The following is a 24548-nucleotide window of genomic DNA, read 5'->3' as shown; positions in this document are numbered from 1 at the left end:
GTTCGACCGAGAGCGTTCCCCGGCCTCTCAGCCGCGCCCGGAACGCCCCTCCGCCGTGCCCGGCATGCCCCTGAGCCGCCTTCAGCCGTGCCTGGAACACCCCTCAGCCCGCGTTCGCCGCCGCCTGTTCCTTCGCCGGGCCGCCCAGTGTCGCCTCCGCCGCCTGGTACAGGTCCGCCGGCCGCACCCCGCTGAGCGCCGTCACCAAGTGGCCGTCCGGGCGGACCAGAAGAACCGTGTGGGCGGCCGCGCCCGGATAGCTCTCGGCGACCAGCAGTTCGGCGGGATGCGGCAGAGCCGTCACCGCCGCCGCCAGGCGGGGCATGATCCCGGCCGACACCCAGTGCCTGCGCTCCCACACCCCGGTGCCCGGCGCCACCAGCACCACCAGCAGCGATCCCCGCCCCAGCCGGTCCCGCAGCCGTACGGACGAACCGTCCTCGGCCGTCACCCGCACATCCGCGACCGCCGCCCCGGGCTCGGTGTCCACCGGTACCTCCGACTCGCCGGCCGCGGGCTGGAGCGGTGAGTCGGCGTAGGTGCCCGGCGCGCCCAGCGCCCCGCGCCCCAGATGGCCGTCCGCGAGCAGCGCGTCCTGGCCGCGCGCGGTCCCGGGAACGTAGGACCGCAGAGGTCCGCCGCCGCGCAGCAACGGCAGTGCCTGGTCGGCGGCGCGCAGCCGGGCCGCGACCACGGCGCGGCGCTCGGTCTGATAGCTGTCGAGCAGGGTCTCGCGCGAGCCGTGGTGCCAGGCCAGCGCCAGCTTCCAGGCGAGGTTGTCCACGTCCCTGAGCCCCTCGTCCAGACCGTGGGTGCCGAGCGCGCCCAGCAGATGGGCGGCGTCCCCGGCGAGAAAGACCCGGCCGACGCGCCAGCGGCGGGCGAGCCGGTGGTGGACGGTGTGGACCCCCGTGTCCAGCAGGTCGTAGGCGGGGGTGGAGCCTCCGTGCCAGCCCGCGAGCGTCTCCCGGACGAGGGCCACCAGCAGCTCGGGCGTGACCAGGTCCTTGCCCGGCGGCAGCAGCCAGTCCAGGCGCCATACGCCGTCGGGCAGCGGGCGCGCGCTGATCTCGCCGATCGCAGTGCCCGATGGCCGCCACGGCGGCGTCCGGTGCAGCAACGCCTCGCCGGGCCAGGGCAGTTCGGCGCGCAACGCCGCCACGGCATGGCGTTCCACGGCCGTACGCCCCGGGAAGCGGATGTCCAGGAGCTTGCGCACCGTCGAGCGCGGTCCGTCGCAGCCGACCAGATGACTGCCGCGCCACCAGGTCCCCCGGGGACCACGGGTGTGCGCCGCGACTCCGAAGGGCTCCTGCTCGACGGAGTCCAGCCGGCTCTCCACCGCGACCTCGATCAGCGGCTCCCGGGCGATGGCCGCGCGCAGGGCGCCGGTGAGCACATGCTGGGCGATGTGCAGCGGGGCCGGCCCGTCGGCGACCTCGGTCTCCTCCGCCGTACCGTTCCGGCTCTGGGCGCCGCCGTGTCCGCCCCGGCGCCGCTCCGGTCCGCCATCGGCCGGTGCGAACACGACCTCACGGGTCGTCTGCCTGCGCCGCATCGACCGCCATCCGGTCCAGCGCAGCCCGGCTCCCGTGAGCGGGACCCCGGCCAACCGTTCCATCAGCGCGGTGGTGTCCTCACGCAGCACGACCGTGCGCGCGGCGCGCTGCTCGTCCTTGCCGGGGCCCTCGTCGAGGACGACGGAGGGCACTTCCTGGCGCGCCAGTGCGAGCGCGAGCGCGAGCCCCACGGGCCCCGCTCCCACGATGATCACCGGGTCCACGGCGCGGCGCCCCCTGCCCTGAGCGGTGCCCTGAGGGACGTACGGGAACAGGCAGTTGGAGCAGGGTGCACGATCACAGAACGTATGCAACCCACTGCCGCTGCGCCCGTCAAGCGAGCAGGGCAGTGGCGTGACGCCACTGCCCTGCGGGACGGACGGTTCGAGGAACCGGTCGCTCCGGCGGACATGCCGGCGGAGAGCCGATCGCACAAGCGCCGATCCGGCGGCCCGTCCGCCGGAGGATCGGTCCACGACCGCCTGAGGAACCGTCAGGCGTTGATGCCCGTCGACTCCGCGCCATTGACGGCCGCCGGGGCCAGGACGGCTCCGGTCGACTTCTTGGCCCGCCGCAGCCGCTTCTCCAGCCAGGCCGCGAACATCGACAGGGCGAAGTTGACCGCGAGGAACAAGAGGGCCACGATCGTGAAGCTGGCGATGGTGTTGGCGCCGTAGTAGGAGCTCATCGGGGAGACCGAGGACAGCAGTTCGGGGAAGGTGAGAACCGCGCCGCCGAGCGCCGTGTCCTTCACGGTCACCACCAACTGGCTGACGATCGCCGGCAGCATCGCGGTGACCGCCTGCGGCAGCAGGATCAGCCGCATGACCTGGTTCTTGCGCATTCCGATCGCCAGCGCGGCCTCGGACTGGCCCTTCGGTTGGGCCAGGATGCCCGCGCGCACGATCTCCGCGAGGACGGAGGCGTTGTAGAGGACCAGGCCGGTGACCACCGCGTACAGCGGGCGATCGTCCGCGGCGACGTTCGTGTACTGGGCGAACAGGGCGTTGCTGAAGATCATCAGAACGAGCACCGGAATGGCGCGGAAGAACTCCACCACGATCGCGACGGGAACCCTGATCCAGGCGTGATCGGAGAGCCGGGCGATGCCCAGGACCGCGCCCAGCGGCAGTGCTATGAGCACCGCCAGGGCCGCCGCCTCGAGCGTGTTCTGCAGACCCGGCAACAGATACGTCGTCCAGGCCTCCGTCCCGCTGAAGAACGGCTTCCACTGCGCCCATTGCAGCTGGCCCTTGTCGTCGAGGCTGGTGTACACCCACCACGCCAGGGCGGCCAGGACGGCGGCGAACAGCACGGTCCAGACGAGGTTGCGCCGTTTGGCGCGGGGCCCCGGGGCGTCGTAGAGGACGGAACTCATCGCTTCACCGCCAGCTTCTTGCCCACCCAGCCGAAGATCAGGCCGGTCGGCAGCACCAGGCACACGAACCCGAAGCCGATCACCGCGGAGATCAGCAGGAACTGGGCCTCGTTCTCGATCATCTTCTTCATCAGCAGAGCCGCCTCGGCGACACCGATCGCGGCGGCCACCGTGGTGTTCTTGGTCAACGCGATCAGCACGTTCGCCAGCGGGATCACGACCGCACGGAACGCCTGCGGCAGGATCACCAGCGTGAGGACCTGAGTGAACGTCAGCCCCAGAGCGCGAGCCGCCTCCGCCTGTCCGACAGGCACGGTGTTGATGCCGGCCCGCAGTGCCTCGCACACGAACGTCGCGGTGTAGGCGCTCAGACCGAGCACCGCCAGCCGGAAGTTGATGGTGACGAAGTCCGAGGCACCCAGATTGACCCCCAGGGTCTGGTTGAGTCCCAGGGAGGTGAAAAGGATGATCACGGTCAGCGGGATGTTCCGCACGATGTTCACGTAGGCGGTCCCGAAACCGCGCATCACCGGCACCGGGCCGACCCGCATCGCGGCCAGCACGGTGCCCCAGATCAGGGAGCCGATCGCGGAGAGGACGGTGAGCTGAACCGTCCCCCAGAACGCTCCCAGCAGGTCGTAGCGATCAAGAAAGTCGAACATGAGGTCCCGCGCTTCCGCGTGTCGGACAGGCCGGGTGCGCCGCCCACCGGGGGGCGCACGGTCGTCAGGCCCTGCTTACTGGACGATGTTGCCGATCTTCGGCGCGGGCTCGTTCTTGTAGTCGGCGGGGCCGAAGTTCTTCTCCACGGCGGTCTTCCACGAGCCGTCCGAGACCATCTTCTGCAGGGCGGCGTTGATCTTCGCCTTGAGATCGCTGCCCTTCTTGACGCCGATGCCGTAGTTCTCGTTGGTCATCTTGAAGCCGCCGAGCTTGAACTTGCCCTTGAAGGCGGCCTGCGAGGCGTAGCCGGCGAGGATCGAGTCGTCGGTGGTCAGGGCGTCGACGGCGCCGTTCTGCAGACCAGTCAGACATGCCGAGTAGGTCGGGTACTGCTGAAGCTGGGCCTTCGGGGCGAGCTTGTCGTGGACGTTCTGCGCCGAGGTCGAGCCCGTCACCGAGCACAGCTTCTTCGAGTTCAGGTCCGAGGGCGCCTTGATCTTGTTGTCGTCGGCGCGGAGCAGCACGTCCTGGTGGGCGAGCAGGTAGGGGCCCGCGAAGTCGACCTTCTGCTGGCGCTCCGGGGTGATCGAGTACGAGGCGGCGATGAAGTCGACGTCACCGCGCTGCAGCATGGTCTCGCGGTCGGCGCTCTTCGACTCCTTCCACTCGATCTGGTCCGCGCTGTACCCGAGCTGCTTGGCGACGTACGTGGCGACGTCCACATCGAAGCCGGAGTAACCCTGCGGCGTCTTCTGGCCGATGCCGGGCTGGTCGAACTTGATGCCGATCTTGATGGTCTTGCCGCCGCCCGAGGACGACCCGCCGTCCTTCTTGTCGCCGGATCCGCAGGCCGTGGCGGCGGTGGCGAGGGCGAGCACGGCGACCGTGGCGGCGGTGACCTTGCGGAACTTCATGCTGAACATCCTTTGAGTGGTGAGGAACGAGGTCCGTCAGGGAGGGCGCCCCGGCTCGTCAGAACGCCGGGGCCGCGCCGTCAGTGGTGCAGGATCTTGGAGAGGAAGTCCTTGGCCCGGTCGCTGCGCGGGTTGCTGAAGAACTGGTCGGGAGTGGCCTGTTCGACGATCCGGCCGTCCGCCATGAAGACCACGCGGTTCGCGGCCGATCGTGCGAACCCCATCTCGTGGGTGACGACGATCATCGTCATGCCGTCCCGGGCGAGCTGCTGCATGACCTCCAGGACCTCGTTGATCATCTCGGGGTCGAGGGCGGAGGTGGGCTCGTCGAAGAGCATGACCTTCGGGTCCATCGCCAGGGCGCGCGCGATGGCGACGCGCTGCTGCTGGCCGCCGGACAGCTGGGCGGGGTACTTGTCGGCCTGGGTGCCCACGCCGACCCGGTCGAGCAGGGCGCGGGCCTTCTCCTCGGCCTGCTTCTTCTCCGTCTTGCGGACCTTGATCTGGCCCAGCATGACGTTCTCGAGCACGGTCTTGTGCGCGAAGAGGTTGAAGGACTGGAAGACCATGCCGACGTCGGAGCGCAGCCGGGCCAGTTCCCTGCCCTCCTGGGGCAGCGGCTTGCCGTCGATCGCGATGGTGCCCGAATCGATCGTCTCCAGGCGGTTGATGGTGCGGCACAGGGTGGACTTTCCCGACCCCGAGGGGCCGATGACCACGACGACCTCACCACGGGTGATGGTCAGGTCGATGTCCTGGAGCACGTGCAACGCGCCGAAGTGCTTGTTGACGCTCTTCAGGACGACCAGTTCGTCGGTCGCGGCCACCGAGTCCTTGGCCACCGATGCTGCGGTCATTACTGGTTGGCTCCGTCCTCACTCGGTTTCGGAGGACAGTAATGAGGCCGCCCGACCAGCGTCATTACATCTGAGGGAGATCTGAGCATCACGATCCGATAGCGATCGTTCACTTGTCGTAGTCACCGTATGCCACCCGCGTACCGGCTGAATAACGGAAGGCGCCCGCAACCGGATCCCCCTTGACGCCGTCCTTGTTCATCGGCGTGACTGCCTTGGTGCACGCGCCCGCGTGCATTCGTTCGCACGGATGACGCTTTCCGCCTTCGGGCGGATGACGTCTTTCGGGTACAGACGGCTCCCTCCCGGGAGAGGATGCGGGCCGGCTCTTGTACCGGGTGACGGCGAACGGGACCGTGGGGCCGAGAGATCCGGAGGGGGTCGGCATGAAACTGCTTCTCGTCGAGGACGACAACCACGTCGCGGCCGCCCTGTCCGCCGTGCTCGCGCGACACGGCTTCGACGTCACCCACGCCCGCAACGGTGAGGAGGCCCTGCGGGCGCTGGTCCCCGAGGGTGCCGGTTTCGGTGTCGTCCTGCTCGACCTGGGCCTGCCCGACCAGGACGGCTACGAGGTCTGCGGGAAGATCCGCAAGCGTGCCAACATTCCGGTGATCATGGTGACCGCGCGCTCCGACGTGCGCTCCCGCATCCACGGTCTGAACCTCGGCGCCGACGACTACGTGGTCAAGCCGTACGACACCGGGGAGTTGCTGGCGCGCATCCACGCCGTCAGCAGGCGCATCCCGCACGTGGACGACACCGGCGCCACCGAGACCGTGCTGCGCCTCGGCCAGATGCAGATCGAACTGCCCACCCGCCGGGTCAGCGTGGACGGTTCGGTGGTCCAGCTGACCCGCAAGGAGTTCGATCTGCTCGCCCTGCTGGCCCAGCGCCCCGGTGTGGTCTTCCGCCGCGAGCAGATCATCAGCGAGGTCTGGCAGACCAGCTGGGAGGGGACCGGACGCACCCTGGAGGTGCATGTCGCCTCCCTGCGCTCCAAGCTGCGGATGCCCGCGCTGATCGAGACCGTGCGAGGCGTCGGGTACCGGCTCGTCGCCCCGGTCGCCTAGCGGGGGACGGGTGGGCGCACGACTGCTTCCGCTGCTCATCGTCCTGATGGCGGCCGTGCTGCTCGCGCTCGGTGTCCCGCTGGCGGTGAGCCTCGCCGCCGCGCAGCAGCAGCGGGTCGTCGTCGACCGGATCGACGACACGGCGCGCTTCGCGGCCCTCGCGCAGTTCGTCACCGACCGGCCCGCGGCCGGCTCCCAGGTGGGGACCGAGGACGAACGTGGTGAGACCCTGCGCAAGGAGCTCGCCATGTACTACAGCGTCTACGGCATCCGCGCGGGCGTCTTCTACCGCGACGACGTACCGATGGCCAACGCGCCGGAGGACTGGTACCTACCGCAGGAGGGCGACGGCCGCGACGCCTTCAACGAGGCCCTGCTCGGGCGGCGCAGTCATGATCCGGAGCAGGTGTGGCCCTGGCAGCGAACCCGGCTCGTGGTCGCCTCCCCGGTCATCCGCGACGGCGACGTCATCGCCGTCGTCGTCACCGAGTCGCCCACCGGGCAGATGCGGTCGCGCATCCTGCACGGCTGGCTGTTCATCGGCGCCGGGGAGATCGCCGCGATGCTGCTGGCGGTCGGCGCGGCGCTGCGTCTGACGGGCTGGGTGCTCCGGCCCGTACGGGTCCTGGACGCGACGACCCACGACATCGCGACCGGACGCCTCAAGTCCCGGGTCGCCGCCGCCGGCGGACCGCCGGAACTCCGGCGGCTGGCCCGGTCGTTCAACGAGATGGCGGACAACGTCGAGGAAGTCCTGGAGCAGCAGCGCGCGTTCGTCGCCGACGCCTCCCACCAGTTGCGCAATCCGCTCTCCGCGCTGCTGCTGCGCATCGAGCTGCTCGCCCTCGAACTGCCCGAGGGCAACGAGGAGATCGCCTCGGTGCAGACCGAGGGCAAGCGCCTCGCGCGGGTCCTCGACGACCTGCTCGACCTGGCGCTCGCCGAGCATGCCGAGGCCGACCTGAGAGTCACCGACGTGGGCGCGCTGGCCGCCGAGCGGGTCGCGGCGTGGAGTCCGGCCGCCGAGGCCAGGGGCGTACGGCTGATCGGGAGCTGCCCGGCCACCACCGCCTGGGCCGACCCCGTCACGCTCTCCAGCGCCCTGGACGCCGTCATCGACAACGCGGTGAAGTTCACCCCGGAGGGAGAGTGCGTCAAGGTCGAGGTCACGGCGGACGGCGAGTGGGCCACGGTTGTGGTCACCGACTGCGGCCCCGGACTCGGCGACGAGGAACTGGCCCGTATCGGGGACCGCTTCTGGCGCAGCGCGGCACATCAGAACATCAAGGGCTCGGGGCTCGGGCTGTCGATCTCACGGACGCTGCTCGCGGCGGGCGGGGGATCGATCGCGTACGCGCACCACGAGCCGCAGGGGCTGAAGGTGACGGTCACGGTGCCACGGACGGTGCGCGCGAGCGGGTCGTCCGGTTCGTGAGAGCGAGGCCGGGGGATGCGCGACACGGCGCGCCCCGGCTACGGCTTCACCGACTCGTAGTACCGCCGCGCGCCCTCGTGCAGTTCCAGCGGATCCGTGTAGATCGCCGTCCGGAGGTCCACCAGCTGGGCCGCGTGCACCTGGGCGCCGATCCGGTCCCGGCTGTCGATCACGGTGCGGGTGAGCTTCTCGGTCAGGTCCGCGTTCATGTCCTCCCGGGTGATCAGGAGGTTCGCGACGGCAACGGTCTGCACGGCCGAGCCCTGCTCGATGTCCGGGTAGGCGTCGGCGGGCATCACCGCGGCCCGGTAGTAGCTCGACGCGCCGCCCTGCGCGTGCAGCTTCGCCACCAGATCGCTGCCGATGGGCACCAGCCGGATCCCGAACCGGTTGGACAGCTGGGTGATCGCACTGGTGGGCAGTCCGCCCGACCAGAAGAACGCGTCGATCCTGTGCTGCTTGAGCAGGCCGGGCATGGTTCCGATGCCGTCGGACAGGGCGGTGATGTCCTTCTTCGGATCCAGCCCGGCCGCAGCGAGTACATGGTCCGCGATCAGCCGCACCCCCGAGCCGGCCGGCCCGACGGCGACGGTGCGCCCCTTGAGGTCCGCCACGGACCGCACGGGGGACGAGCGCGGCACCACCAGGTGGACATAGTCGTCGTACAGCCGTGCGCAGCCGCGCAGCCGGTCGGCGCCCGGCTGCTTCTCCAGCCGGTAGGTCTCCACCGCGTCGGCCGCGGCGATCGTGAAGTCCGCCTTGCCTGTCGCCACCCGTCGCACGTTCTGCTGAGAGCCGTCGCTGTCGCGCAGCCGGACGTCCAGTCGCGGCAGGTCCTTGGCGATGGCGCCCCGCAGCAGCATGCCGTACTTCTGGTAGACGCCGGTCGGGGTGCCCGTACTGAAGGTGACCGTGCCGCTGGGGGGCTCGTCGCCGATCGGCAGCAGCCACCACAGCAGCAGCCCGACGAGCGCGAGGGCCGCCGTCGAGCCCAGCAGCGCGCGGCGCCTGCCGATACGGGGGAGTGCCTGGAGCATGCGGGCGATCCTGCCAGGCCGCACGCACCCCTGACCAGGGCGGGGGGCGCGCGGATGAGCCCGAGGGGCGCGTCGGCGGTGGCCGATAGGGTCGCCGGATGCACCCTTCACCCGCCTCCCTCGTCCGAGAGTTCCACCTCGCCTTCGGCCTCGACGCCCGTACCGTTCCGGCCGAGGTCTCCCCGGAACTGGCCGCGCACCGCGGTGAGTTGCTCGCGGAGGAGGCGGCCGAGGTCGCCGAGGTGGCCGTCACCGGACCGCTGGACCGGCTGGCGCACGAGCTGGCCGACCTCGTGTACGTGGCCTACGGCACGGCGCTTGTGCACGGCGTCGACCTCGACGCGGTGATCGCCGAGATCCATCGCGCCAACATGACCAAGATCGGCCCGGACGGCACGGTCGCCCGGCGGGAGGACGGGAAGGTCCTCAAGGGCGACCACTACCGGGCCCCGGACGTGTCGGCGGTGCTGCGCCGTCAGGGGTGGACGCCGTCCTCGGTGCAGGACGCCCGCGACTGCACCTCGTAAGGACGGCCCGACGTCCTCACCGGCGCAGGAACCGCTCCACCGCCGTGAAGCCCTCCTGGACGAGTTCGAACAGGGCGTCGTCCACGAGGGGTTCGGCGGTCCATCGTTCGAAGGCGACACGGAACGTCGTCGTCGCGGTCTCGGCGGCGAACACCGCGTCCATGGGGCCGAGGCCGCGCGCGCACAGGATAGTCGTGAGCGCGGCCGCCCATGACGCGAGATTCACCAGTTCACGTTCGCGCAGCTCCGGGGACTGCCGGATGATCCGGGTGCGCAGCACCAGCCGCTCCCGGCTCGGTTGCAGGGCACCGGTCAGCGCCTTCAGACCGGCGAGGATGGTCTCGTAGGGCGTCGCGTCCGCCGGCACCGCGGCCGATGTACGGGACTCGCCGCTGCTCGGCGAGCCGGCCGGGCTGCCCCCCGCCGTGGTCCTCACCGCCGGACTCGACCCGCTCCGCGACGAGGGCAGGGCGTACGCGGCGGCCCTCGTAGCCGCGGGCGTGCCGACCATCTTCCTGGAGGCCGAGGGCAACCCGTCCCCTCCTCGCAGGCCGACATCGCCGAGGCCCTGACGGCACTGCGCGCGGTCGCGGACGGGGCGCGCCGCCCGGTCGGCTGACCGCCGGCCGGCCCTCTGCCTGCCGCCGTGTCCCCGGCAGCCTTCGTCCGGCGGCATGCCGCTTCGGCGGCCCGCCCTCGGTGGGACAGAGCCCCCGGAGTCGCCCCTAGACTAGGGCGACTCTCAGGACATGACCCGCAACGGGAAGGGGACGACGACGGTGGCGGCAGGCGGCGGTGGTTTTGCGCAGGACCCGCCCCCCGAGGTGTGGTCGGCGGCGGCCGCCGCGTTCGGGCTGCTGGCCTCGCCCGCGCGACTGCACATCGTCTGGGCGCTCACGCAGGGCGAGAGCGATGTCACCGGACTCGCCGAGCGCGTCGGCGGCGCACTGCCCGCCGTGAGCCAGCATCTGACCAAGCTGAAGCTCGCCGGACTGGTGCGCTCCCGTCGCGAGGGCCGCCGCCAGGTGTACTTCGTCGACATCGCCGACACCGCCGCCGACGCGGACGTGGTGACGGTGGTGCGCCTGGTGGTGGACCAGCTCAGTGAGCGTGCCACCCCCACCGGTGTCCCGGCCGCCCGGCTCCGTGGCCTCTGAGACCGCCGCACCGTCGCCGGCCTGGCCCGCGGGCGTCGGCCCCGGCCCGGGGGCGCCCACCGCTCTCCAGGAACTGCGCCGGCTGCGGAGCAGTCCGCGCGGACTCACCGACGCGCAGGCCGAGTCCCGCCTCGCGGACGTCGGCGAGAACGTGCTTCCCGAGGCCCGGACCCCCTCCTGGTTCCGGCGCTTCGTGCGCGGTCTGCGCGATCCGTTCACCACGGTCCTGCTCTGCCTCGGCCTGGTGTCCGCGACGGTCAGCGCCTGGGGCACCGCCTGCGTGATCCTCTCCCTCGTCGTCGTCAGCTGTCTGCTGCGCGCCACCGGCGAGTACCGGGCCGACCGCTCGATGGCCGCGCTGCGCGACCTGGTCGCCACCACCGCGACCGTGCTGCGCCGCCCGGACGCCGACCTGCCGCCCCGGGAGTGGGAGACACCCGCCGCCGAACTGGTGCCCGGCGATGTCATCCGCCTCGCGCCCGGCGACCTGGTCCCCGCCGACGTACGGCTGCTGCGCACGGGCGGCCTGACCGTGCATCAGGCGGCGCTGACGGGTGAGTCGGCGCCGGTCGCCAAGTACGCCCTCGACGCGCCCACGGCCGTGGCGGCAGGCCCCTACGAACAGCCCCATCTGTGCTTCCAGGGCAGCAGTGTCGCCACCGGCGGCGGCACCGCGCTCGTCCTGGAGACGGGCACCCGCACCCGGTTCGCCCGGGCCCACGGGGTCCGGGCCCGGCGTGAGGCGAGCGCCTTCGAGCGGTCCGTGCACGGCATCTCCTGGGTGCTGATCCGGTTCATGCTGCTCACCCCGCCGCTGGTGCTGATGGCCAACGCGACGCTGCGCGACCGGGGCCTGGAGACGCTGCCCTTCGCGGTGGCCGTCGCCGTCGGCCTCACGCCCGAGATGCTGCCCGTCATCGTCACCACCTGTCTGGCGCGCGGCGCCCGGCTGCTCGCCCGCGCCCACGGTGTGATCGTGAAGCGCCTGCCCGCCCTGCACGACCTCGGCGCGGTCGATGTGCTGTGCCTCGACAAGACCGGCACCCTCACCCAGGACCGGCCGGTCGTCGAACGGGCCCTGGACGGCGCCGGCCAGGACGCGCCCGAGGTGCTGCGCCAGGCCGCCGCCATCGCCTGGTGGACCCTCCAACTCGCCGACCTGCCCACCCCGGACGCCCTCGACGAGGCGCTCCTGGACGCGGCCGACGGCAGCTGGGAGGCGTACGACGGCGTGGCCGCCGTACCGTTCGACCCGGTCCGCCGGCTCGCCACCGCCGTGGTCCGCGGCGGCCTCGGCACCCACACCCTCCTCGTCAAGGGAGCCCCCGAGGCCGTACTGGAGCGCTGCGCCGTCGCCCCCGACGAGTGGGAGCGGCTGCTCGCGCTCGCCGCCGACCAGGCGCGGGACGGCCTGCGGGTGATCGCGGTCGCGGCCGGCGACCGACCCGCCCGCACCCGCCCCTACACCCCCGCCGACGAGCGCGGACTCACCTTCCGAGGCTTCGTCACCTTCCGGGACGCCCTCGCCCCGACCGCCGCGCGGGCCCTGCGGGACCTGGCAGCCCGCGGCGTCACCGTGCGCATCCTCACCGGCGACCATCCGGGCACGGCGGCCCGCGCCTGCCGCGACCTCGGCCTCGACCCGGGTGAGGTACGGACCGCGGGCGCCGCTGACGATCACACCGCGACCGTCGTCGCCCGGTGCACCCCCGAGGACAAGGCGCGGATCGTCACCGCGCTGCGCCGCGCCGGGCACACCGTGGGCTTCCTCGGCGACGGCGTCAACGACGTCCCGGCGCTGCACGCCGCGGACGTCGGGATCGCCCCGCGCGACGCCGTCGACGTCGCCCGGGAGAGCGCGGACGTCGTCCTCGCCTACAAGGACCTCACCGCGATCGACCACGCCGTCGCCGCCGGGCGGCACAGCAGCGGCAACATCGCCACCTATCTGCGCGTCACGCTCTCCTCCAACCTCGGCAACGTCGTCGCGATGCTCGGCGCGGGCCTCCTGCTGCCCTTCCTGCCGATGCTCCCGGCCCAGGTGCTGGCCCAGAACCTGTGCTTCGACGCGGCCCAGCTCGCCTTCGCCTACGACCGCCCCGCGCCCGGGGTGCTCACCCGCCCCACCGTGCTGCGGCCGCGCGACTTCCTCCGCTTCATCACCGGCTTCGGTCTGCTCAACGCCGTCGCCGACCTCGCCACCTTCGCCGTCCTCGGGCTCGCCCTGTACGGGCCCGACCCACTCGACGACGAAGCGGTCTTCCACTCGGCGTGGTTCACCGAGAACCTGCTCACCCAGTCCCTGGTGATGGTGCTGCTGCGCTCCGGCCGAGGCCTCGCCGCCGGGCGGGCTCCGGGACCGGTGGGCCGGGCCGCGGGCGTCCTCGCCGCCCTGGCCCTCCTGCTGCCCTTCACCCCGTTCGGTGCGGTGCTCGGCATGACCGTGCTGCCGATGGGCTACTACGTGCTGCTCGCCGCCGTCCTCGCGCTGTACGCGCTTGCGCTGTGGGCGGTCCGGGCGCGCTACGGGCGGCGCGCCGCGGCCGGCGGCGATCACCTGTAGGTCACGGTTCGGTCGTGGCGGGCGTCCCACGCTCCCGATCGCCTCTCACGGTCGTACAGTTGCGCAAAGTAGCAACCATGAACCGGACGGGCGAGTGACGGAAGGCGTCCTCGGCCGAGGCGAGGAAGGCGGGCAGGCCGATGCTCCGCAACGGACTGGAACCCTGGCATCTGCTGATCGTGGCGATCGTCGTCATCATGGTGTTCGGCTCGAAGAAACTGCCGGACACCGCCCGTGCGCTCGGCAAGTCGATGCGCATCCTCAAGAGCGAGGCCAAGGCGATGAAGGACGAGAACGCGCCCTCCGCCTCCGGCTCCGAGTCCGCCCCGGTGGCCCCGACCGCGGTCCGGACCGCCGCCGAGGTCGCGGCGGCCGAACCGCCGGCCACCGCCTCCTGAGGCGGGGCCGCCCGTCGGCCCGGCCGGGTCAGGGGCTGGCGCTGTCGTAGCCGTACATCAGGGGCTCGTCCCGGGCGCCGAGCCGGCGCCGGTACACATACAGCGCTGCCACCTGGACGCCGTCCGCCGGGTCCTCCACCTGGCACGGACAGGTCACCTGCACCACCGAGGGCCGGCCCGCGACCCGCATGCGCAGGCCGTCGGCCGGCCCTCCCGCGAGGACCGCCGTCTCCCACTTCGTCGCGACATGAAGATCCATGTCTGTACTGTAAAGTTGCGCAATCGCGAAAGTGTTGTGAGCTCTACCACCTCGGTGCGTGATGCCCGAAGCGGGCTGTGCCACCTCAGTCGGTGAAGCGCGGATCGACGGGGAGAGTCAGCCGGAACAGCGCCCCGCCCCCCGGTGCCTGATGAGCGGTGAGCTCCGCCCTGTGGGTCTGGGCGATCTGCCGGGCCATGGCCAGGACCAGGCCGGAGCCGGGCAGCGCACGAGCGGTCCGGGACCGGTAGAAGCGGCCGAAGACATGGGGCAGGTCCGCGGCATCGATACCGGGACCGTGGTCGCGGACGGTGATCTCCAGCCCGCCGTGGGCCGGTGCGGTGTGCGCGGCCACCTCCACCCGTCCGGCGGCCGGCGAGAACTTCGCCGCGTTGTCCAGGAGGTTGGAGAAGAGCCTCGTCAGCCGGCTCGGCACGGCGGCCGTCATGGCGGCCGCGGCCGCCGGAGCGATGTCGAGGGCGAAGGCGACCTGGGGCCAGTGGTCGCGGGCCGCGGCCACGGTGTGCTCCAGGAGCGCCGTCGGCTGCACCAGTTCGAGCGCCTGGTGCGGTTCCTCGTCGCGGGCCAGGTCCGATCAGGTCGTTGACGAGCGTGGTCACCTCCCGCAGCTGCCGGGTGAGGGCGGCCGTGGCACGCTCGCGCTGGCGCGGGGTCAGCTCGTCCGTCCGCAGCAGGATCTCCGCGTTGGCGCGCAGCGCCGTCAGGGGCGTGCGCAGTTGGTGCGAGGCGTCGGCGACCAGCCGGCGCTGCGCGGTGACGGACTCCTCCAAGGCGTCGAGCATGGTGTTGATGGTGACGGCGAGTCGGGTCAGCTCGTCCTCGCGGCCTCGGGGCCCGCCCGGCACCTCGATGCGCAGCCCGGGGTCGCGGGTGGCCGTGATCCGCTCCGCGGTCGAGGTCAGCCGGCTCACGGGAGCGAGCCCCGAACGGGACACCCAGTAGCCCAGCAGCGCCGCGACCGGCACGCCCGCCCCGCCGATCACGGCCAGGAGACCGGCGGCCTGACGCTCGGCCCGCATCACCCCGTCGGACCGCAGCGCCGCCTGCATGGCCAGCCCCTTGCGGGCCGGAGTGGTCAGCACCCGCACCGGATGGCCCGCCACCGAGGCGACGCTGTAGTACGGCGCCCGACGCCGGCCGCGGCCTGGCGCACCGCCGGGGTCACGGGCAGCAGAAAGCCGTCCCGCGGATCGTCGGCGGCCCTCTCGGGCACGAGCTGGGCGCAGGCGGGCGCCGCCAGATACCGGCACTGACCGGCCTGGACGCCGGGCCCCTCCCGGGCGTACTGCTGGACGGCGAGCGTGGCCGCCTGCGTGAGCTGCTAGCCGCCGGAATCGGGCACCGGGGGCCCGCGCCCCTCTGCGGGTCCCCCGGTCATTACCCGCCGCGGCCGTCGGGACCCGCAGGGCGGGCTCAAGGCAATCGCGCGTCGTCCGGCGGGAAGCCGTGCCGCCCCTGGAGCCGGACGAAGCAGGCGGCGGTCAGCACCCGCAACTGCCGCAACTCCCGTTCCGTGCGCTCGAAGCACACCACCTGCTCGTGCCCGCCCGGCCCGATCGGCTGCACCAGGCGGCCGCCCTGCCGCACCTGCTCGACCAGCGGCGCGGGCACCTCGGTGAACGCCGCCGACACCAGGACCGCGTCGTAGGGAGCCCGGTCCGGCACGCCACACGTGCCGTCGCCGACCCGCAGGTCCACGTTCCGTACGCCCTGCCGCGCGAGATGTGCGCGCGCCTGCCGGGCCAGGTCCGGCCGTACCTCGATGCTGACCACGTCGGCGGCCAGCCGCGCGAGCAGCGCCGTCTGGAAGCCGAGGCCGGTACCGATCTCGAGGACGTGCTCGCTCCCGTCCAGAGCGAGACCCTCGATCATCAGGGCGGACAGCGACGGCTGGGTGGTGACCTGTCCCTGCCCGATGGCGACGGGCACGTCCCGGTAGGCGGCGGCCGTCTCCCCGGCGGGGACGAACCCCGCCCGGGGCGTCGTTCGCACGGCTTCGAGCAGTCGCAGGTCCCTGATCCCGGCCGCTCTGAGGGCTCGCACGAGATCTCCGGGATCCCTGGGTACCGAGGTCACGGTCGGGTCACCACACCAACGGGCCGGGCAGCCGCCGGGCTGCGGGTTTCGACGAGGCGCCCGCTCCGGGCAGCACCGGGGCAGGGACTTCCAGGAAACGCCTACCCTTGAGGAATGACCAGCAGCAGCGACCGGAGCCTCGCAGTGGACGTTCCCGCACCCAAGAGCTATGAGATCCGCACCTACGGGTGCCAGATGAACGTCCACGATTCAGAGCGATTGGCCGGGCTGCTCGAAGACGCCGGGTACGTGCGCGCCCCCGAAGGGTCGGACGGTGACGCGGACGTCGTCGTCTTCAACACCTGCGCCGTGCGCGAGAACGCCGACAACCGTCTCTACGGCAACCTCGGCCGCCTCGCGCCCAGGAAGGCCGACCGGCCCGGCATGCAGATCGCCGTCGGCGGCTGTCTCGCGCAGAAGGACCGCGACACCATCGTGAAGAAGGCGCCCTGGGTGGACGTCGTCTTCGGTACGCACAACATCGGCAAGCTGCCCGTCCTGCTGGAGCGCGCCCGGGTCCAGGAGGAGGCGCAGGTCGAGATCGCGGAGTCGCTGGAGGCGTTCCCCTCCACCCTGCCGACGCGGCGCGAGAGCGCCTACGCGGCCTGGGTGTCGATCTCCGTGGGCTGCAACAACACCTGCACCTTCTGCATCGTCCCCGCCCTGCGCGGCAAGGAGAAGGACCGCCGGCCCGGCGACATCCTCGCCGAGGTCGAGGCCCTGGTCGCCGAGGGCGTCTCCGAGATCACGCTGCTGGGACAGAACGTCAACGCCTACGGCTCGGACATCGGCGACCGGGAGGCGTTCAGCAAGCTGCTGCGCGCCTGCGGCGCCGTCGAGGGCCTGGAGCGGGTCCGTTTCACCTCCCCGCACCCGCGCGACTTCACCGACGACGTCATCGCGGCCATGGCCGAGACGCCGAACGTCATGCCGCAGCTGCACATGCCGCTGCAGTCGGGGTCGGACACGGTCCTGAAGGCGATGCGCCGCTCGTACCGCCAGGACCGCTACCTGGGGATCATCGAGAAGGTGCGGGCCGCCATCCCGCACGCCGCGATCACCACCGACATCATCGTGGGCTTCCCGGGCGAGACCGAGGAGGACTTCGAGCAGACGATGCAGGTGGTGCGCGAGGCGCGGTTCGCGCAGGCGTTCACGTTCCAGTACTCCAAGCGGCCCGGGACCCCGGCGGCCACCATGGAGAACCAGATCCCCAAGGAGGTCGTCCAGGCGCGCTACGAGCGTCTCGTCGCCCTTCAGGAGGAGATCTCCTGGGAGGAGAACAGGAAGCAGGTCGGCCGCACCCTGGAGCTGATGGTCGCCGAGGGCGAGGGCCGCAAGGACGGCGCCACCCACCGCCTGTCCGGCCGCGCCGCCGACAACCGTCTGGTCCACTTCACCAAGCCGGACGAGGAGGTCCGTCCGGGCGACGTGGTGACGGTCGAGATCACGTACGCCGCCCCGCACCACCTGCTCGCCGAGGGCCCCGTGCTGAGCGTGCGCCGCACGCGCGCGGGCGACGCGTGGGAGAAGCGGAACGCGGCGGAGGCCGCCAAGCCGGCCGGCGTCATGCTGGGGCTGCCGAAGATCGGGCGCCCGGAGCCCCTGCCGGTCGCCACGGCCGGGGCCTGCGGCTGCGACTGACGACAGACGTCACCGGGGCGGGTGCGGGCGGGGCGGCCGGACGCCGACCGGCGACGGGTGCCCCGACCGCGTCCGTGAAGTGCCATGGCGCCGTCCGGCGGGGTTACGCTGCGGATCATGCTCGTCGCCGCCGCCGTCTGTCCTTGTCCGCCCCTGCTCGTGCCCGAGGTCGCCGCGGGTGCCGCGCCCGAACTCGACGGTGCCCGCACCGCGTGCGCGGACGCCCTGAGCGTGCTCGCCGCCGCGCGCCCCGACCGGCTGGTGGTCGTCGGCCCCGCACCGGAGAGCGGCTGCGGGCCGCATCCGCAGGGCACGCGGGGGTCGTTCCGCGGGTTCGGGGTGGACGTCGACGTACGACTCGGCGGCGCGTGGCCGAGGCCGCTTGCGCCGGAGCAGGAGCTTCCGCTCTCGCTCGCCGTCGCCGCCTGGCTGCTGGAACGCCTGAACTGGGCGGATGCGCCCGTGGAGGGGGTCGGTGTGCCGGAACTCCTGGCCCCCGAGCGGTGCGCCGAGACGGGGGCGGCGCTCGCCGCGCAGGACGCGCGGGTGGCACTGCTGGTCATGGGCGATGCGAGCGCCTGCCGCACGCTGAAGGCGCCAGGCTATCTGGACGAGCGCGCGGCCGGCTTCGACGCCACCGTGGCGCGTGCGCTCGACACCGCGGACCTGACGGCCCTGCGGGCGCTGGACGTCGGTCTGGCTCACGAGCTGCAGGCCTGGGGCCGGGCGCCCTGGCAGATCCTGGCGGGCGCGGCGGAGGGCGCGGACCTCACCGGCGCGCTTCTGTACGACGACGCGCCCTACGGGGTGGGGTATCTCGTGGCGACCTGGTCGTAGCACCTCCGGCGGCCCGGCTCGGGCCACCGTGTCCGTGACCCCGGCACCCCGTGACCACGGACACGGCGGACGGCCGGGAGGCCCCCGCCTCGCGGCCCTCCGCCGATGTGTCGTGCCGTGTCAGGACGCCGGAGGCGGCGATCCGCCGGGCGGCGTCTGCCCACTGGCCGCGGGGCCGGTGTCCCGGTGCGCGATGCGTTCCATCGCGTGCTTCGCCTTGCCCGTGCCCGTGTCGATCTTGCCGCTGTACTTGCCCTTGGTCTTGTCGTCGATCATCTTCGCGGCCTTCTCCAGGCCACGATCGACCTTTCCTTCGTGCTGTTGCGCGAAGTTCGAGACCTTGGCCATCAGGTTGTCCACGAGACCCATGGTCCACCTTCCCTGCGAAGCGCGGTTATGTGCGGGCGCCCTCCTCGGCCTCGTTCTCCGCGGCCTCCGCGGCGGACTGCTGCCGGGGGATCCCTACGCCGCCCTCGGCGGTCGGAGCTGTCTCCTGCGTCGCCGCCTCCGGCCCGGTCTCGGTTCCGGCCGTCCCCTTGCCTGAGTCCGTCGCCTCCGCCTCGGTCCCGGCCGTCGTCCGCGCGGCCTCCGCCGCCACGGACTGTGCCTCCTCCGTCGTCCTCGACCACCGGAAAAGCCGTGCAAAAACGCCCATACCTACTCCATACGTTACTCGTGCGGGCGAAATACCGCGTCACTCGGTGCGCCCGTTTGCATCGCCCGGCCCTCCCGCCCTCGAACCGGTGACCGGAACCTCGCATCAGGCAACGACCCCGCATACGGCGCGTAACGTCGCTCGTTCGAGGAGGGGTCCGGAGGTTTGCGAGACTGTTGCGGTGAGTAGCGCAGCCCCCGCACCGCGGGTCATCGCCGTCGTCGGACCGACCGCGGCCGGAAAGTCCGATCTGGGCGTATTTCTTGCCCAGCACCTCGGCGGCGAGGTCGTCAACGCCGACTCCATGCAGCTCTACCGGGGGATGGACATCGGCACCGCCAAACTGACCCCCGAGGAGCGCGGCGGCATCCCGCACCATCTGCTGGACATCTGGGACGTGACGGTGACCGCGTCCGTGGCGGAGTACCAGCGCCTCGCCCGCGCCCGGATCGACGCGCTGCTTGCCGAGGGCCGCTGGCCGATCCTGGTGGGAGGCTCCGGCCTGTATGTGCGGGGCGCGGTCGACCATCTGGAGTTCCCGGGGACCGACCCGGAGGTGCGCGCCCGGCTCGAGGACGAGCTCGCCGTGCGCGGCTCCGGAGCGCTGCACGCACGCCTGGCCGCCGCCGACCCGGGGGCCGCGCAGGCGATCCTGCCCAGCAACGGCCGCCGTATCGTCCGGGCCCTGGAGGTCATCGAGATCACCGGCAAGCCCTTCACCGCCAACCTCCCCGGCCATGACTCGGTCTACGACACGGTCCAGATCGGCGTGGACGTGGCGCGCCCCGAGCTCGACGAGCGCATCGCGCGACGGGTCGACCGGATGTGGGAGGCGGGACTCGTGGACGAGGTGCGCGCACTGGAGGCACAGGGGCTGCGGGAGGGGCGCACGGCGTCGCGAGCTCTGGGATACCAGCAGGTGCTCACGGCGCTCACGGGGGAGTGCACGCTGGAGGAGGCGCGCGCGGAGACCGTACGCGCTACCAAGCGCTTCGCGCGCCGTCAGGACTCCTGGTTCCGCCGCGACCCGCGGGTGCACTGGCTCAGCGGCGCCGTTGCGGACCTGCGGGAACTCCCGCACCGCGCGCTGGCGTTGGTCGAACGACCGGTTACAGCCTGATCACGTGATGGCATCGGGACGCCCCGGCCGTCATCCGGGCCTCCGGCGGCATGCCATCATCGAGCTTCGATCGACCAAGTGGAGTCCGAGTTGGGAGGGCGCGTGGCGATGGAGGCCGGCCCTCGCGACACCGCAGGGAGCGCGGAGCACGAGACCGCGGAGGCCGGGGACCAAAGGCTCAGTTCCGATGGTCCCGACGATCACCTTTCGGGCGGTGTGACCGACGACGGGCCGAGCCCGGAGGAGCTGTCCACCGGGCCCGAGGTCGAGGTCGAGCTGCGCCCGCAGCGGCGGCTGCGGATCTGGCAGCTCGCCCCCATCGTGGGACTGGCGGCGATGGGCTCCCTGATGTTCGCCTTCCCGCTGGCCTTCGAGTTCGGTGACGGCGGCGCCGTGGTCGCCATGCTCGGTCTGCTGATCTTCTCCTGCGCGGCCGGCTGGGGCATGATGGCCGCGCGCCGGGTCGGTTACACGTGGCCCGGCCTGCCGCAGCGCGGCTCCGGACGGCGCCCGGACTGGCGGGTCGTCCTCGCCTACGTCGTCCTGGTCGCCGCGGTGGTCGTACTCGCTGTGTGGCGCGTGGCCCGACTGCGCTGAGCCGCCCGGGCCCCACCGGGCCGACCGCCTTTCCCGACCGGCCGTGTCCCTGCCGCGATCCCGTCGCCGTACCTCTGTGACGATCCCGTCGCCGCCTCGGCTCACGCCCCCACCAGGCCATCCGTCCCCCGGACCGCTCGTCCCGGGTGTCGTGGCGACCCCGTACGATCGAGGAATGAGCACGCGGATCGCCTTCCTCAAGGGGCACGGCACGGAGAACGACTTCGTGATCGTCCCCGACGCCGAGAACGTCATCGACCTGCCCGCATCCGCCGTCGCCGCCCTGTGCGACCGCCGCGCGGGCATCGGCGGCGACGGTCTGCTGCACGTCGTGCGCTCCTCCGCGCACCCCGAGGCGCGGGGGATGGCCGACCGGGCGGAGTGGTTCATGGACTACCGCAACGCGGACGGCTCGATCGCGGAGATGTGCGGCAACGGCGTGCGCGTGTTCGCGCGCTACCTCCAGCGCGCCGGGCATGTGGCCGAGGGGGACCTCGCGGTCGCCACGCGCGGGGGCGTCAAGACCGTGCACATCGCCAAGAACGGCGACGTCACCGTCGGTATGGGCCGGGCGCTCCTCCCCGAGGACGGGGTCACGGTGAGCGTCGGCGAGCACAGCTGGCCTGCCCGCAACGTGAACATGGGCAACCCGCACGCGGTGGCCTTCGTCGACGACCTCGCGCACGCGGGCGACCTGTACACCCCGCCCCCGTTCAGCCCGGCGGCCGCCTACCCGGACGGGGTGAACGTCGAGTTCGTGGTCGACCGCGCGCCCCGGCACGTGGCGATGCGCGTCCACGAACGGGGCTCCGGCGAGACCCGCTCGTGCGGCACGGGCGCGTGCGCCGTGGCCGTCGCCACGGCCCGCCGCGACGGCGCCGACCCGGCCGTCACGGGCACCCCGGTGACGTACACCGTGGATGTTCCCGGCGGCACCCTGGTGATCACCGAGCACCCGGACGGCGAGATTGAGATGACCGGCCCCGCGGTGATCGTCGCCGAGGGCGAGATCGACACCGACTGGCTGCGGACCGCGGCGCGCTGACCCGACACCCTGTCAAGCCGCCCCGACCAGCGGCTCCTTGGGGGCGAACGGGCGGCGCGCGGAAGCACGGGGTCGCACATGAACGTGATGCTCGGCACAGGAGGGTGGCCGGAAAACGTCCCCGGCCTCTCCTCCGTGCGGCTCCGGATCGCAGCCCGGCCTCCTCAGGGCGCTCCGATCCGCAGCCCGGGGCGGCCGGGTCTGCTCGAATCGACGGTCGGTGCCTCGGCCCATGGCTGAATGCCGTAAACCCCTGAATCGTCGCTCGAATGGGTGATCCGGTTCACGCTCGGCGAGAGCCGGTCGGGCGGGCGTGGTGGGCTCGATAGCATCAAGCACCGGCCCGGACGGGGGACCGTCGCCATCCCCTGCGCCGCGTATGCCAGGGGGCACTCCGTCCGCCGGTCCACGAGCCGGAGGTGCCCCATGAGTGCGGAGGCCACGAACCCTGCCACCCCCGCCCCTGCCCCTGCCACGCCGGGGCCGCACCGCAGGAAGAGCCGCGCCCGGATCGACCTGCGCCGCCTGGGGCGCGCCGCCCTGCTCGGCCCCGCCACCCGCGACCGGCTGCCCGACGCGATCGGCCATGTCGCCGAGGCGCACCGCGCCCACCACCCCGACGCCGACTTCGAACCACTGCGCCGCGCCTATCTGTTGGCCGAATCCTCGCACCGCGGGCAGATGCGCAAGAGCGGCGAGCCGTACATCACGCACCCCCTCGCCGTGACCCTGATTCTCGCCGAACTCGGGGCCGAGACCACCACCTTGACCGCGTCCCTGCTCCACGACACGGTCGAGGACACGGACGTGACGCTCGACCAGGTGCGCGAGCAGTTCGGCGAGGAGGTGCGCTACCTCGTCGACGGAGTCACCAAGCTGGAGAAGGTCGACTACGGCGCCGCCGCCGAGCCCGAGACCTTCCGCAAGATGCTCGTCGCGACCGGCAGCGACGTCCGCGTGATGTCGATCAAACTCGCCGACCGACTGCACAACATGCGCACCCTCGGCGTGATGCGCCCGGAGAAGCAGGCGCGTATCGCCAAGGTCACCCGGGACGTGCTGATCCCGCTCGCCGAACGCCTCGGCGTCCAGGCGCTCAAGACCGAGCTGGAAGACCTCGTCTTCGCGATCCTGCATCCCGAGGAGTACGAGCACACCCGGGAGCTGATCGTCGAGAACGCGGCGCACGGGGACGACCCGCTCGCCGACATGGCCGAGCAGGTGCGTACGGTACTGCGCGAGGCGGACATCCAGGCCGAAGTCCTCATCAGACCACGGCACTTCGTCTCCGTGCACCGCATCTCCCGCAAGCGCGGCCGGCTGCGCGGCGCGGACTTCGGCCGGCTCCTGGTCCTGGTGAACGAGGACGCCGACTGCTACGGGGTCCTCGGCGAACTGCACACCTGTATGACGCCGGTCGTCTCGGAGTTCAAGGACTTCATCGCCGTCCCCAAGTTCAACCTGTACCAGTCGCTGCACACCGCGGTCGCGCGCGAGGACGGCGAGATCGCCGAGGTCCTCATCCGCACCCACCAGATGCACAAGGTGGCGGAGGCGGGCGTGATCGCCCTCGGCAACCCCTACGCCCCCGCCCCCGACGACCCGTCCGACGGCGAGCGCGTCGACCCCACCCGCCCCGGCTGGCTCTCGCGCCTGCTGACCTGGCAGGAGGCCGCCCCGGACACCGACACCTTCTGGTCCACCCTGCGCGAGGACCTCGCCCAGGACCGGGAGATCACCGTCTTCCGCCCGGACGGGGGCGCACTGGGGCTCCCCGAGGGCGCGAGTTGTGTGGACGCCGCCTACGCGCAGTACGGGGAGGACGCGCACGCCTGTATCGGTGCCCGTGTCAACGGACGGCTCGCGACGCTGGGCACCGTTCTGCAGGACGGCGACACCGTGCAGCTCCTCATGGGCCAGGACCCGGCCTCCGAGCCCTCCAGAGAGTGGCTGGAGCACGCCCACACGCCCGCCGCGCGGATCGCCATCCAGCGCCGGCTGGCGGCGCCCGCTGCGGACGCGCCGGGGGACCCGTCCGCCGGCGCGTCCGCAGCGGGCGCCGCGCATCACGGCTCCGAGCCGGCTGCGGACGGCGCCGGCGCGCACACCACCGCGCCCGACACCGCCGCCCGCCCCACCGCGCTGTCCTCACGCCCGCCCGCGCCTTCCACGCGTCCCACGGCGGCGGCGCACGGCGCACGCGCCGCCAACGCGGTCGTCGACCTGCCCGGCGCCTCGGTACGTCTCGCCGGCTGCTGTACGCCCGTGCCGCCCGACGAGGTCACCGGCTTCGCCGTACGCGGAGGCGCGGTGACCGTGCACCGCGTCGAGTGCGCCGGAGCGGCGCGCATGAAGAGCACCGGGCGCCCGGAGATCGGCGTGCGCTGGGGCGACACCACCGACTTCCGGGTCACGCTCGTCGCCGAGTCGTTCGGGCGCCCGCACCTCCTCGCGGATCTCACCGAGGCCATCGCCCTGGAGGGCGTGGCCATCGTCTCGGCCACCGTCGAACCGCCCAGCCAGCAGCGGGTGCGCCACACCTACACGTTGCAACTCCCGGACGCGGCCCACCTGCCGGCCCTCATGCGCGCGATGCGGAACGTGCCGGGCGTGTACGACGTCAGCCGGGCCCACAACGCCGCGGCGGCCACCCGCTGACCGCCGTGCGGTCATCCTCGGGCCGCGTGGCCGCCGGGGCGTTGGAGGCCGGGAACTGAATCCGTTCGGGTGGGC

At 72.3% G+C, this 24548-nt stretch carries 24 protein-coding genes and 1 pseudogene; 13 read left to right on the top strand and 12 right to left on the bottom strand.

Going from position 1 to position 24548, the window contains the following annotated elements; translation table 11 throughout:
• Nucleotides 1–103 precede the first annotated feature (103 nt).
• The 5 genes from ACFYX0_RS33510 to ACFYX0_RS33490 all read right to left on the bottom strand — a co-directional run bounded on the left by ACFYX0_RS33510 (nt 104) and on the right by ACFYX0_RS33490 (nt 5371).
• Complete coding sequence (locus ACFYX0_RS33510; protein ID WP_388976013.1) at nt 104–1783, bottom strand: FAD-dependent monooxygenase; 1680 nt, start codon at nt 1781–1783, stop codon at nt 104–106.
• 269 nt (nt 1784–2052) lie between these two features.
• Nucleotides 2053–2937, bottom strand: coding sequence for an amino acid ABC transporter permease (locus ACFYX0_RS33505; protein ID WP_388976010.1), 885 nt, complete (start codon nt 2935–2937; stop codon nt 2053–2055).
• Nucleotides 2934–3599 (bottom strand): amino acid ABC transporter permease, encoded by a 666-nt coding sequence (locus ACFYX0_RS33500; protein WP_355910264.1) that lies wholly within the window; start codon nt 3597–3599, stop codon nt 2934–2936. Before ACFYX0_RS33500 ends, ACFYX0_RS33505 begins: the two co-directional genes overlap by 4 nt.
• A 75-nt stretch (nt 3600–3674) precedes the next feature.
• On the bottom strand, nt 3675–4514 hold the full coding sequence (locus tag ACFYX0_RS33495) for a glutamate ABC transporter substrate-binding protein (RefSeq protein WP_388976007.1): 840 nt from the start codon (nt 4512–4514) through the stop codon (nt 3675–3677).
• An 80-nt stretch (nt 4515–4594) separates the two neighbouring features.
• A complete protein-coding gene (locus tag ACFYX0_RS33490; protein ID WP_311691724.1) occupies nt 4595–5371 on the bottom strand; it encodes an amino acid ABC transporter ATP-binding protein in 777 nt (258 codons plus the stop codon).
• Nucleotides 5372–5757: 386 nt separating this feature from the next.
• Between ACFYX0_RS33490 and ACFYX0_RS33485 the strand changes: the two genes are divergently transcribed.
• Nucleotides 5758–6444: a response regulator transcription factor gene (locus ACFYX0_RS33485; RefSeq protein WP_355910272.1), complete on the top strand. Its 687-nt coding sequence runs from the start codon at nt 5758–5760 to the stop codon at nt 6442–6444.
• 10 nt (nt 6445–6454) lie between these two features.
• Complete coding sequence (locus ACFYX0_RS33480) at nt 6455–7879, top strand: HAMP domain-containing sensor histidine kinase (RefSeq protein WP_355910275.1); 1425 nt, start codon at nt 6455–6457, stop codon at nt 7877–7879.
• 38 nt (nt 7880–7917) lie between these two features.
• On the opposite strand, the gene ACFYX0_RS33475 is transcribed toward ACFYX0_RS33480, so the two are convergent.
• Nucleotides 7918–8916, bottom strand: coding sequence for a TAXI family TRAP transporter solute-binding subunit (locus tag ACFYX0_RS33475; RefSeq protein ID WP_355910278.1), 999 nt, complete (start codon nt 8914–8916; stop codon nt 7918–7920).
• 98 nt (nt 8917–9014) lie between these two features.
• Between ACFYX0_RS33475 and ACFYX0_RS33470 the strand changes: the two genes are divergently transcribed.
• Entirely contained in the window at nt 9015–9443 is a 429-nt protein-coding gene (locus ACFYX0_RS33470) for a MazG nucleotide pyrophosphohydrolase domain-containing protein (RefSeq protein WP_388976005.1), read from the top strand.
• Nucleotides 9444–9459: 16 nt separating this feature from the next.
• On the opposite strand, the gene ACFYX0_RS33465 is transcribed toward ACFYX0_RS33470, so the two are convergent.
• Nucleotides 9460–9879 carry a hypothetical protein gene (locus tag ACFYX0_RS33465; RefSeq protein ID WP_388976002.1) on the bottom strand — a complete coding sequence of 140 codons (420 nt, stop codon included), beginning with the start codon at nt 9877–9879 and terminating at the stop codon, nt 9460–9462.
• Between ACFYX0_RS33465 and ACFYX0_RS33460 the strand changes: the two genes are divergently transcribed.
• The 4 genes from ACFYX0_RS33460 (at nt 9869) to tatA (ending at nt 13561) form a co-directional block, all read left to right on the top strand.
• A complete protein-coding gene (locus ACFYX0_RS33460) occupies nt 9869–10015 on the top strand; it encodes an alpha/beta hydrolase fold domain-containing protein (RefSeq protein ID WP_388975999.1) in 147 nt (48 codons plus the stop codon). The two genes, ACFYX0_RS33465 and ACFYX0_RS33460, sit on opposite strands and share 11 nt — an antisense overlap.
• A 207-nt stretch (nt 10016–10222) precedes the next feature.
• On the top strand, nt 10223–10600 hold the full coding sequence (locus tag ACFYX0_RS33455) for a metalloregulator ArsR/SmtB family transcription factor (protein ID WP_355910479.1): 378 nt from the start codon (nt 10223–10225) through the stop codon (nt 10598–10600).
• On the top strand, nt 10590–13163 hold the full coding sequence (gene mgtA, locus ACFYX0_RS33450; RefSeq protein ID WP_388975996.1) for a magnesium-translocating P-type ATPase: 2574 nt from the start codon (nt 10590–10592) through the stop codon (nt 13161–13163). The genes ACFYX0_RS33455 and mgtA overlap by 11 nt, the downstream gene beginning before the upstream one ends.
• 140 nt (nt 13164–13303) lie before the next feature.
• Nucleotides 13304–13561 carry a Sec-independent protein translocase subunit TatA gene (gene tatA, locus ACFYX0_RS33445; protein ID WP_355910284.1) on the top strand — a complete coding sequence of 86 codons (258 nt, stop codon included), beginning with the start codon at nt 13304–13306 and terminating at the stop codon, nt 13559–13561.
• Between the two features lie 28 nt (nt 13562–13589).
• Here tatA and ACFYX0_RS33440 read toward each other — a convergent pair whose 3' ends face one another.
• The 3 genes and pseudogenes from ACFYX0_RS33440 to ACFYX0_RS33430 form a co-directional block, all read right to left on the bottom strand.
• Nucleotides 13590–13820: a hypothetical protein gene (locus ACFYX0_RS33440; protein WP_311691742.1), complete on the bottom strand. Its 231-nt coding sequence runs from the start codon at nt 13818–13820 to the stop codon at nt 13590–13592.
• Nucleotides 13821–13905: 85 nt separating this feature from the next.
• A pseudogene (locus tag ACFYX0_RS33435) lies at nt 13906–15159 on the bottom strand (ATP-binding protein); the annotation flags it as partial.
• A gap of 95 nt (nt 15160–15254) precedes the next feature.
• The gene (locus ACFYX0_RS33430; protein ID WP_388975994.1) at nt 15255–15884 is read right to left on the bottom strand and encodes a protein-L-isoaspartate O-methyltransferase; all 630 of its coding nucleotides are present in this window, start codon (nt 15882–15884) and stop codon (nt 15255–15257) included.
• A gap of 147 nt (nt 15885–16031) precedes the next feature.
• Between ACFYX0_RS33430 and miaB the strand changes: the two genes are divergently transcribed.
• Complete coding sequence (miaB, locus tag ACFYX0_RS33425; protein ID WP_388975991.1) at nt 16032–17561, top strand: tRNA (N6-isopentenyl adenosine(37)-C2)-methylthiotransferase MiaB; 1530 nt, start codon at nt 16032–16034, stop codon at nt 17559–17561.
• A 117-nt stretch (nt 17562–17678) separates the two neighbouring features.
• Nucleotides 17679–18398 carry a class III extradiol dioxygenase subunit B-like domain-containing protein gene (locus ACFYX0_RS33420; RefSeq protein ID WP_388975988.1) on the top strand — a complete coding sequence of 240 codons (720 nt, stop codon included), beginning with the start codon at nt 17679–17681 and terminating at the stop codon, nt 18396–18398.
• Between the two features lie 120 nt (nt 18399–18518).
• Here ACFYX0_RS33420 and ACFYX0_RS33415 read toward each other — a convergent pair whose 3' ends face one another.
• A complete protein-coding gene (locus ACFYX0_RS33415; RefSeq protein ID WP_311691756.1) occupies nt 18519–18767 on the bottom strand; it encodes an antitoxin in 249 nt (82 codons plus the stop codon).
• Between the two features lie 25 nt (nt 18768–18792).
• Complete coding sequence (locus ACFYX0_RS33410) at nt 18793–19053, bottom strand: hypothetical protein (RefSeq protein ID WP_388975985.1); 261 nt, start codon at nt 19051–19053, stop codon at nt 18793–18795.
• 181 nt (nt 19054–19234) lie between these two features.
• On the opposite strand from ACFYX0_RS33410, the gene miaA reads away from it, so the two are divergent.
• The 4 genes from miaA (at nt 19235) to ACFYX0_RS33390 (ending at nt 24473) form a co-directional block, all read left to right on the top strand.
• Nucleotides 19235–20173 (top strand): tRNA (adenosine(37)-N6)-dimethylallyltransferase MiaA, encoded by a 939-nt coding sequence (gene miaA / locus ACFYX0_RS33405; protein ID WP_355910299.1) that lies wholly within the window; start codon nt 19235–19237, stop codon nt 20171–20173.
• A 108-nt stretch (nt 20174–20281) separates the two neighbouring features.
• A complete protein-coding gene (locus ACFYX0_RS33400; protein WP_388976053.1) occupies nt 20282–20770 on the top strand; it encodes a hypothetical protein in 489 nt (162 codons plus the stop codon).
• A gap of 175 nt (nt 20771–20945) precedes the next feature.
• A complete protein-coding gene (dapF, locus tag ACFYX0_RS33395; RefSeq protein ID WP_388975982.1) occupies nt 20946–21815 on the top strand; it encodes a diaminopimelate epimerase in 870 nt (289 codons plus the stop codon).
• Nucleotides 21816–22241: 426 nt separating this feature from the next.
• A complete protein-coding gene (locus ACFYX0_RS33390) occupies nt 22242–24473 on the top strand; it encodes a RelA/SpoT family protein (protein WP_388975979.1) in 2232 nt (743 codons plus the stop codon).
• Nucleotides 24474–24548 lie beyond the last annotated feature (75 nt).

The organism is Streptomyces sp. NPDC002573 (assembly GCF_042889625.1).
In the GTDB taxonomy this organism is placed as follows: Bacteria; Actinomycetota; Actinomycetes; order Streptomycetales; family Streptomycetaceae; genus Streptomyces; species Streptomyces gibsoniae.
The sequence above is the reverse complement of the archived record's forward strand: the minus strand, read 5'-3'. Positions and strand labels throughout refer to the sequence as shown.

What these genes read in the sequence shown, in the direction of transcription:
- dapF (WP_388975982.1), top strand. Translation starts at nt 20,946, where the DNA reads ATGAGCACGCGGATCGCCTTCCTCAAGGGGCACGGCACGGAGAACGAC.
- miaB (WP_388975991.1), top strand. Translation starts at nt 16,032, where the DNA reads ATGACCAGCAGCAGCGACCGGAGCCTCGCAGTGGACGTTCCCGCACCC.
- ACFYX0_RS33490 (WP_311691724.1), bottom strand. Translation starts at nt 5,371, where the DNA reads ATGACCGCAGCATCGGTGGCCAAGGACTCGGTGGCCGCGACCGACGAA.
- ACFYX0_RS33470 (WP_388976005.1), top strand. Translation starts at nt 9,015, where the DNA reads ATGCACCCTTCACCCGCCTCCCTCGTCCGAGAGTTCCACCTCGCCTTC.
- ACFYX0_RS33495 (WP_388976007.1), bottom strand. Translation starts at nt 4,514, where the DNA reads ATGAAGTTCCGCAAGGTCACCGCCGCCACGGTCGCCGTGCTCGCCCTC.
- ACFYX0_RS33415 (WP_311691756.1), bottom strand. Translation starts at nt 18,767, where the DNA reads ATGGGTCTCGTGGACAACCTGATGGCCAAGGTCTCGAACTTCGCGCAA.
- ACFYX0_RS33390 (WP_388975979.1), top strand. Translation starts at nt 22,242, where the DNA reads ATGAGTGCGGAGGCCACGAACCCTGCCACCCCCGCCCCTGCCCCTGCC.
- ACFYX0_RS33485 (WP_355910272.1), top strand. Translation starts at nt 5,758, where the DNA reads ATGAAACTGCTTCTCGTCGAGGACGACAACCACGTCGCGGCCGCCCTG.
- ACFYX0_RS33400 (WP_388976053.1), top strand. Translation starts at nt 20,282, where the DNA reads ATGGAGGCCGGCCCTCGCGACACCGCAGGGAGCGCGGAGCACGAGACC.
- ACFYX0_RS33505 (WP_388976010.1), bottom strand. Translation starts at nt 2,937, where the DNA reads ATGAGTTCCGTCCTCTACGACGCCCCGGGGCCCCGCGCCAAACGGCGC.
- ACFYX0_RS33500 (WP_355910264.1), bottom strand. Translation starts at nt 3,599, where the DNA reads ATGTTCGACTTTCTTGATCGCTACGACCTGCTGGGAGCGTTCTGGGGG.
- ACFYX0_RS33475 (WP_355910278.1), bottom strand. Translation starts at nt 8,916, where the DNA reads ATGCTCCAGGCACTCCCCCGTATCGGCAGGCGCCGCGCGCTGCTGGGC.
- ACFYX0_RS33420 (WP_388975988.1), top strand. Translation starts at nt 17,679, where the DNA reads ATGCTCGTCGCCGCCGCCGTCTGTCCTTGTCCGCCCCTGCTCGTGCCC.
- ACFYX0_RS33440 (WP_311691742.1), bottom strand. Translation starts at nt 13,820, where the DNA reads ATGGATCTTCATGTCGCGACGAAGTGGGAGACGGCGGTCCTCGCGGGA.
- ACFYX0_RS33410 (WP_388975985.1), bottom strand. Translation starts at nt 19,053, where the DNA reads ATGGGCGTTTTTGCACGGCTTTTCCGGTGGTCGAGGACGACGGAGGAG.
- tatA (WP_355910284.1), top strand. Translation starts at nt 13,304, where the DNA reads ATGCTCCGCAACGGACTGGAACCCTGGCATCTGCTGATCGTGGCGATC.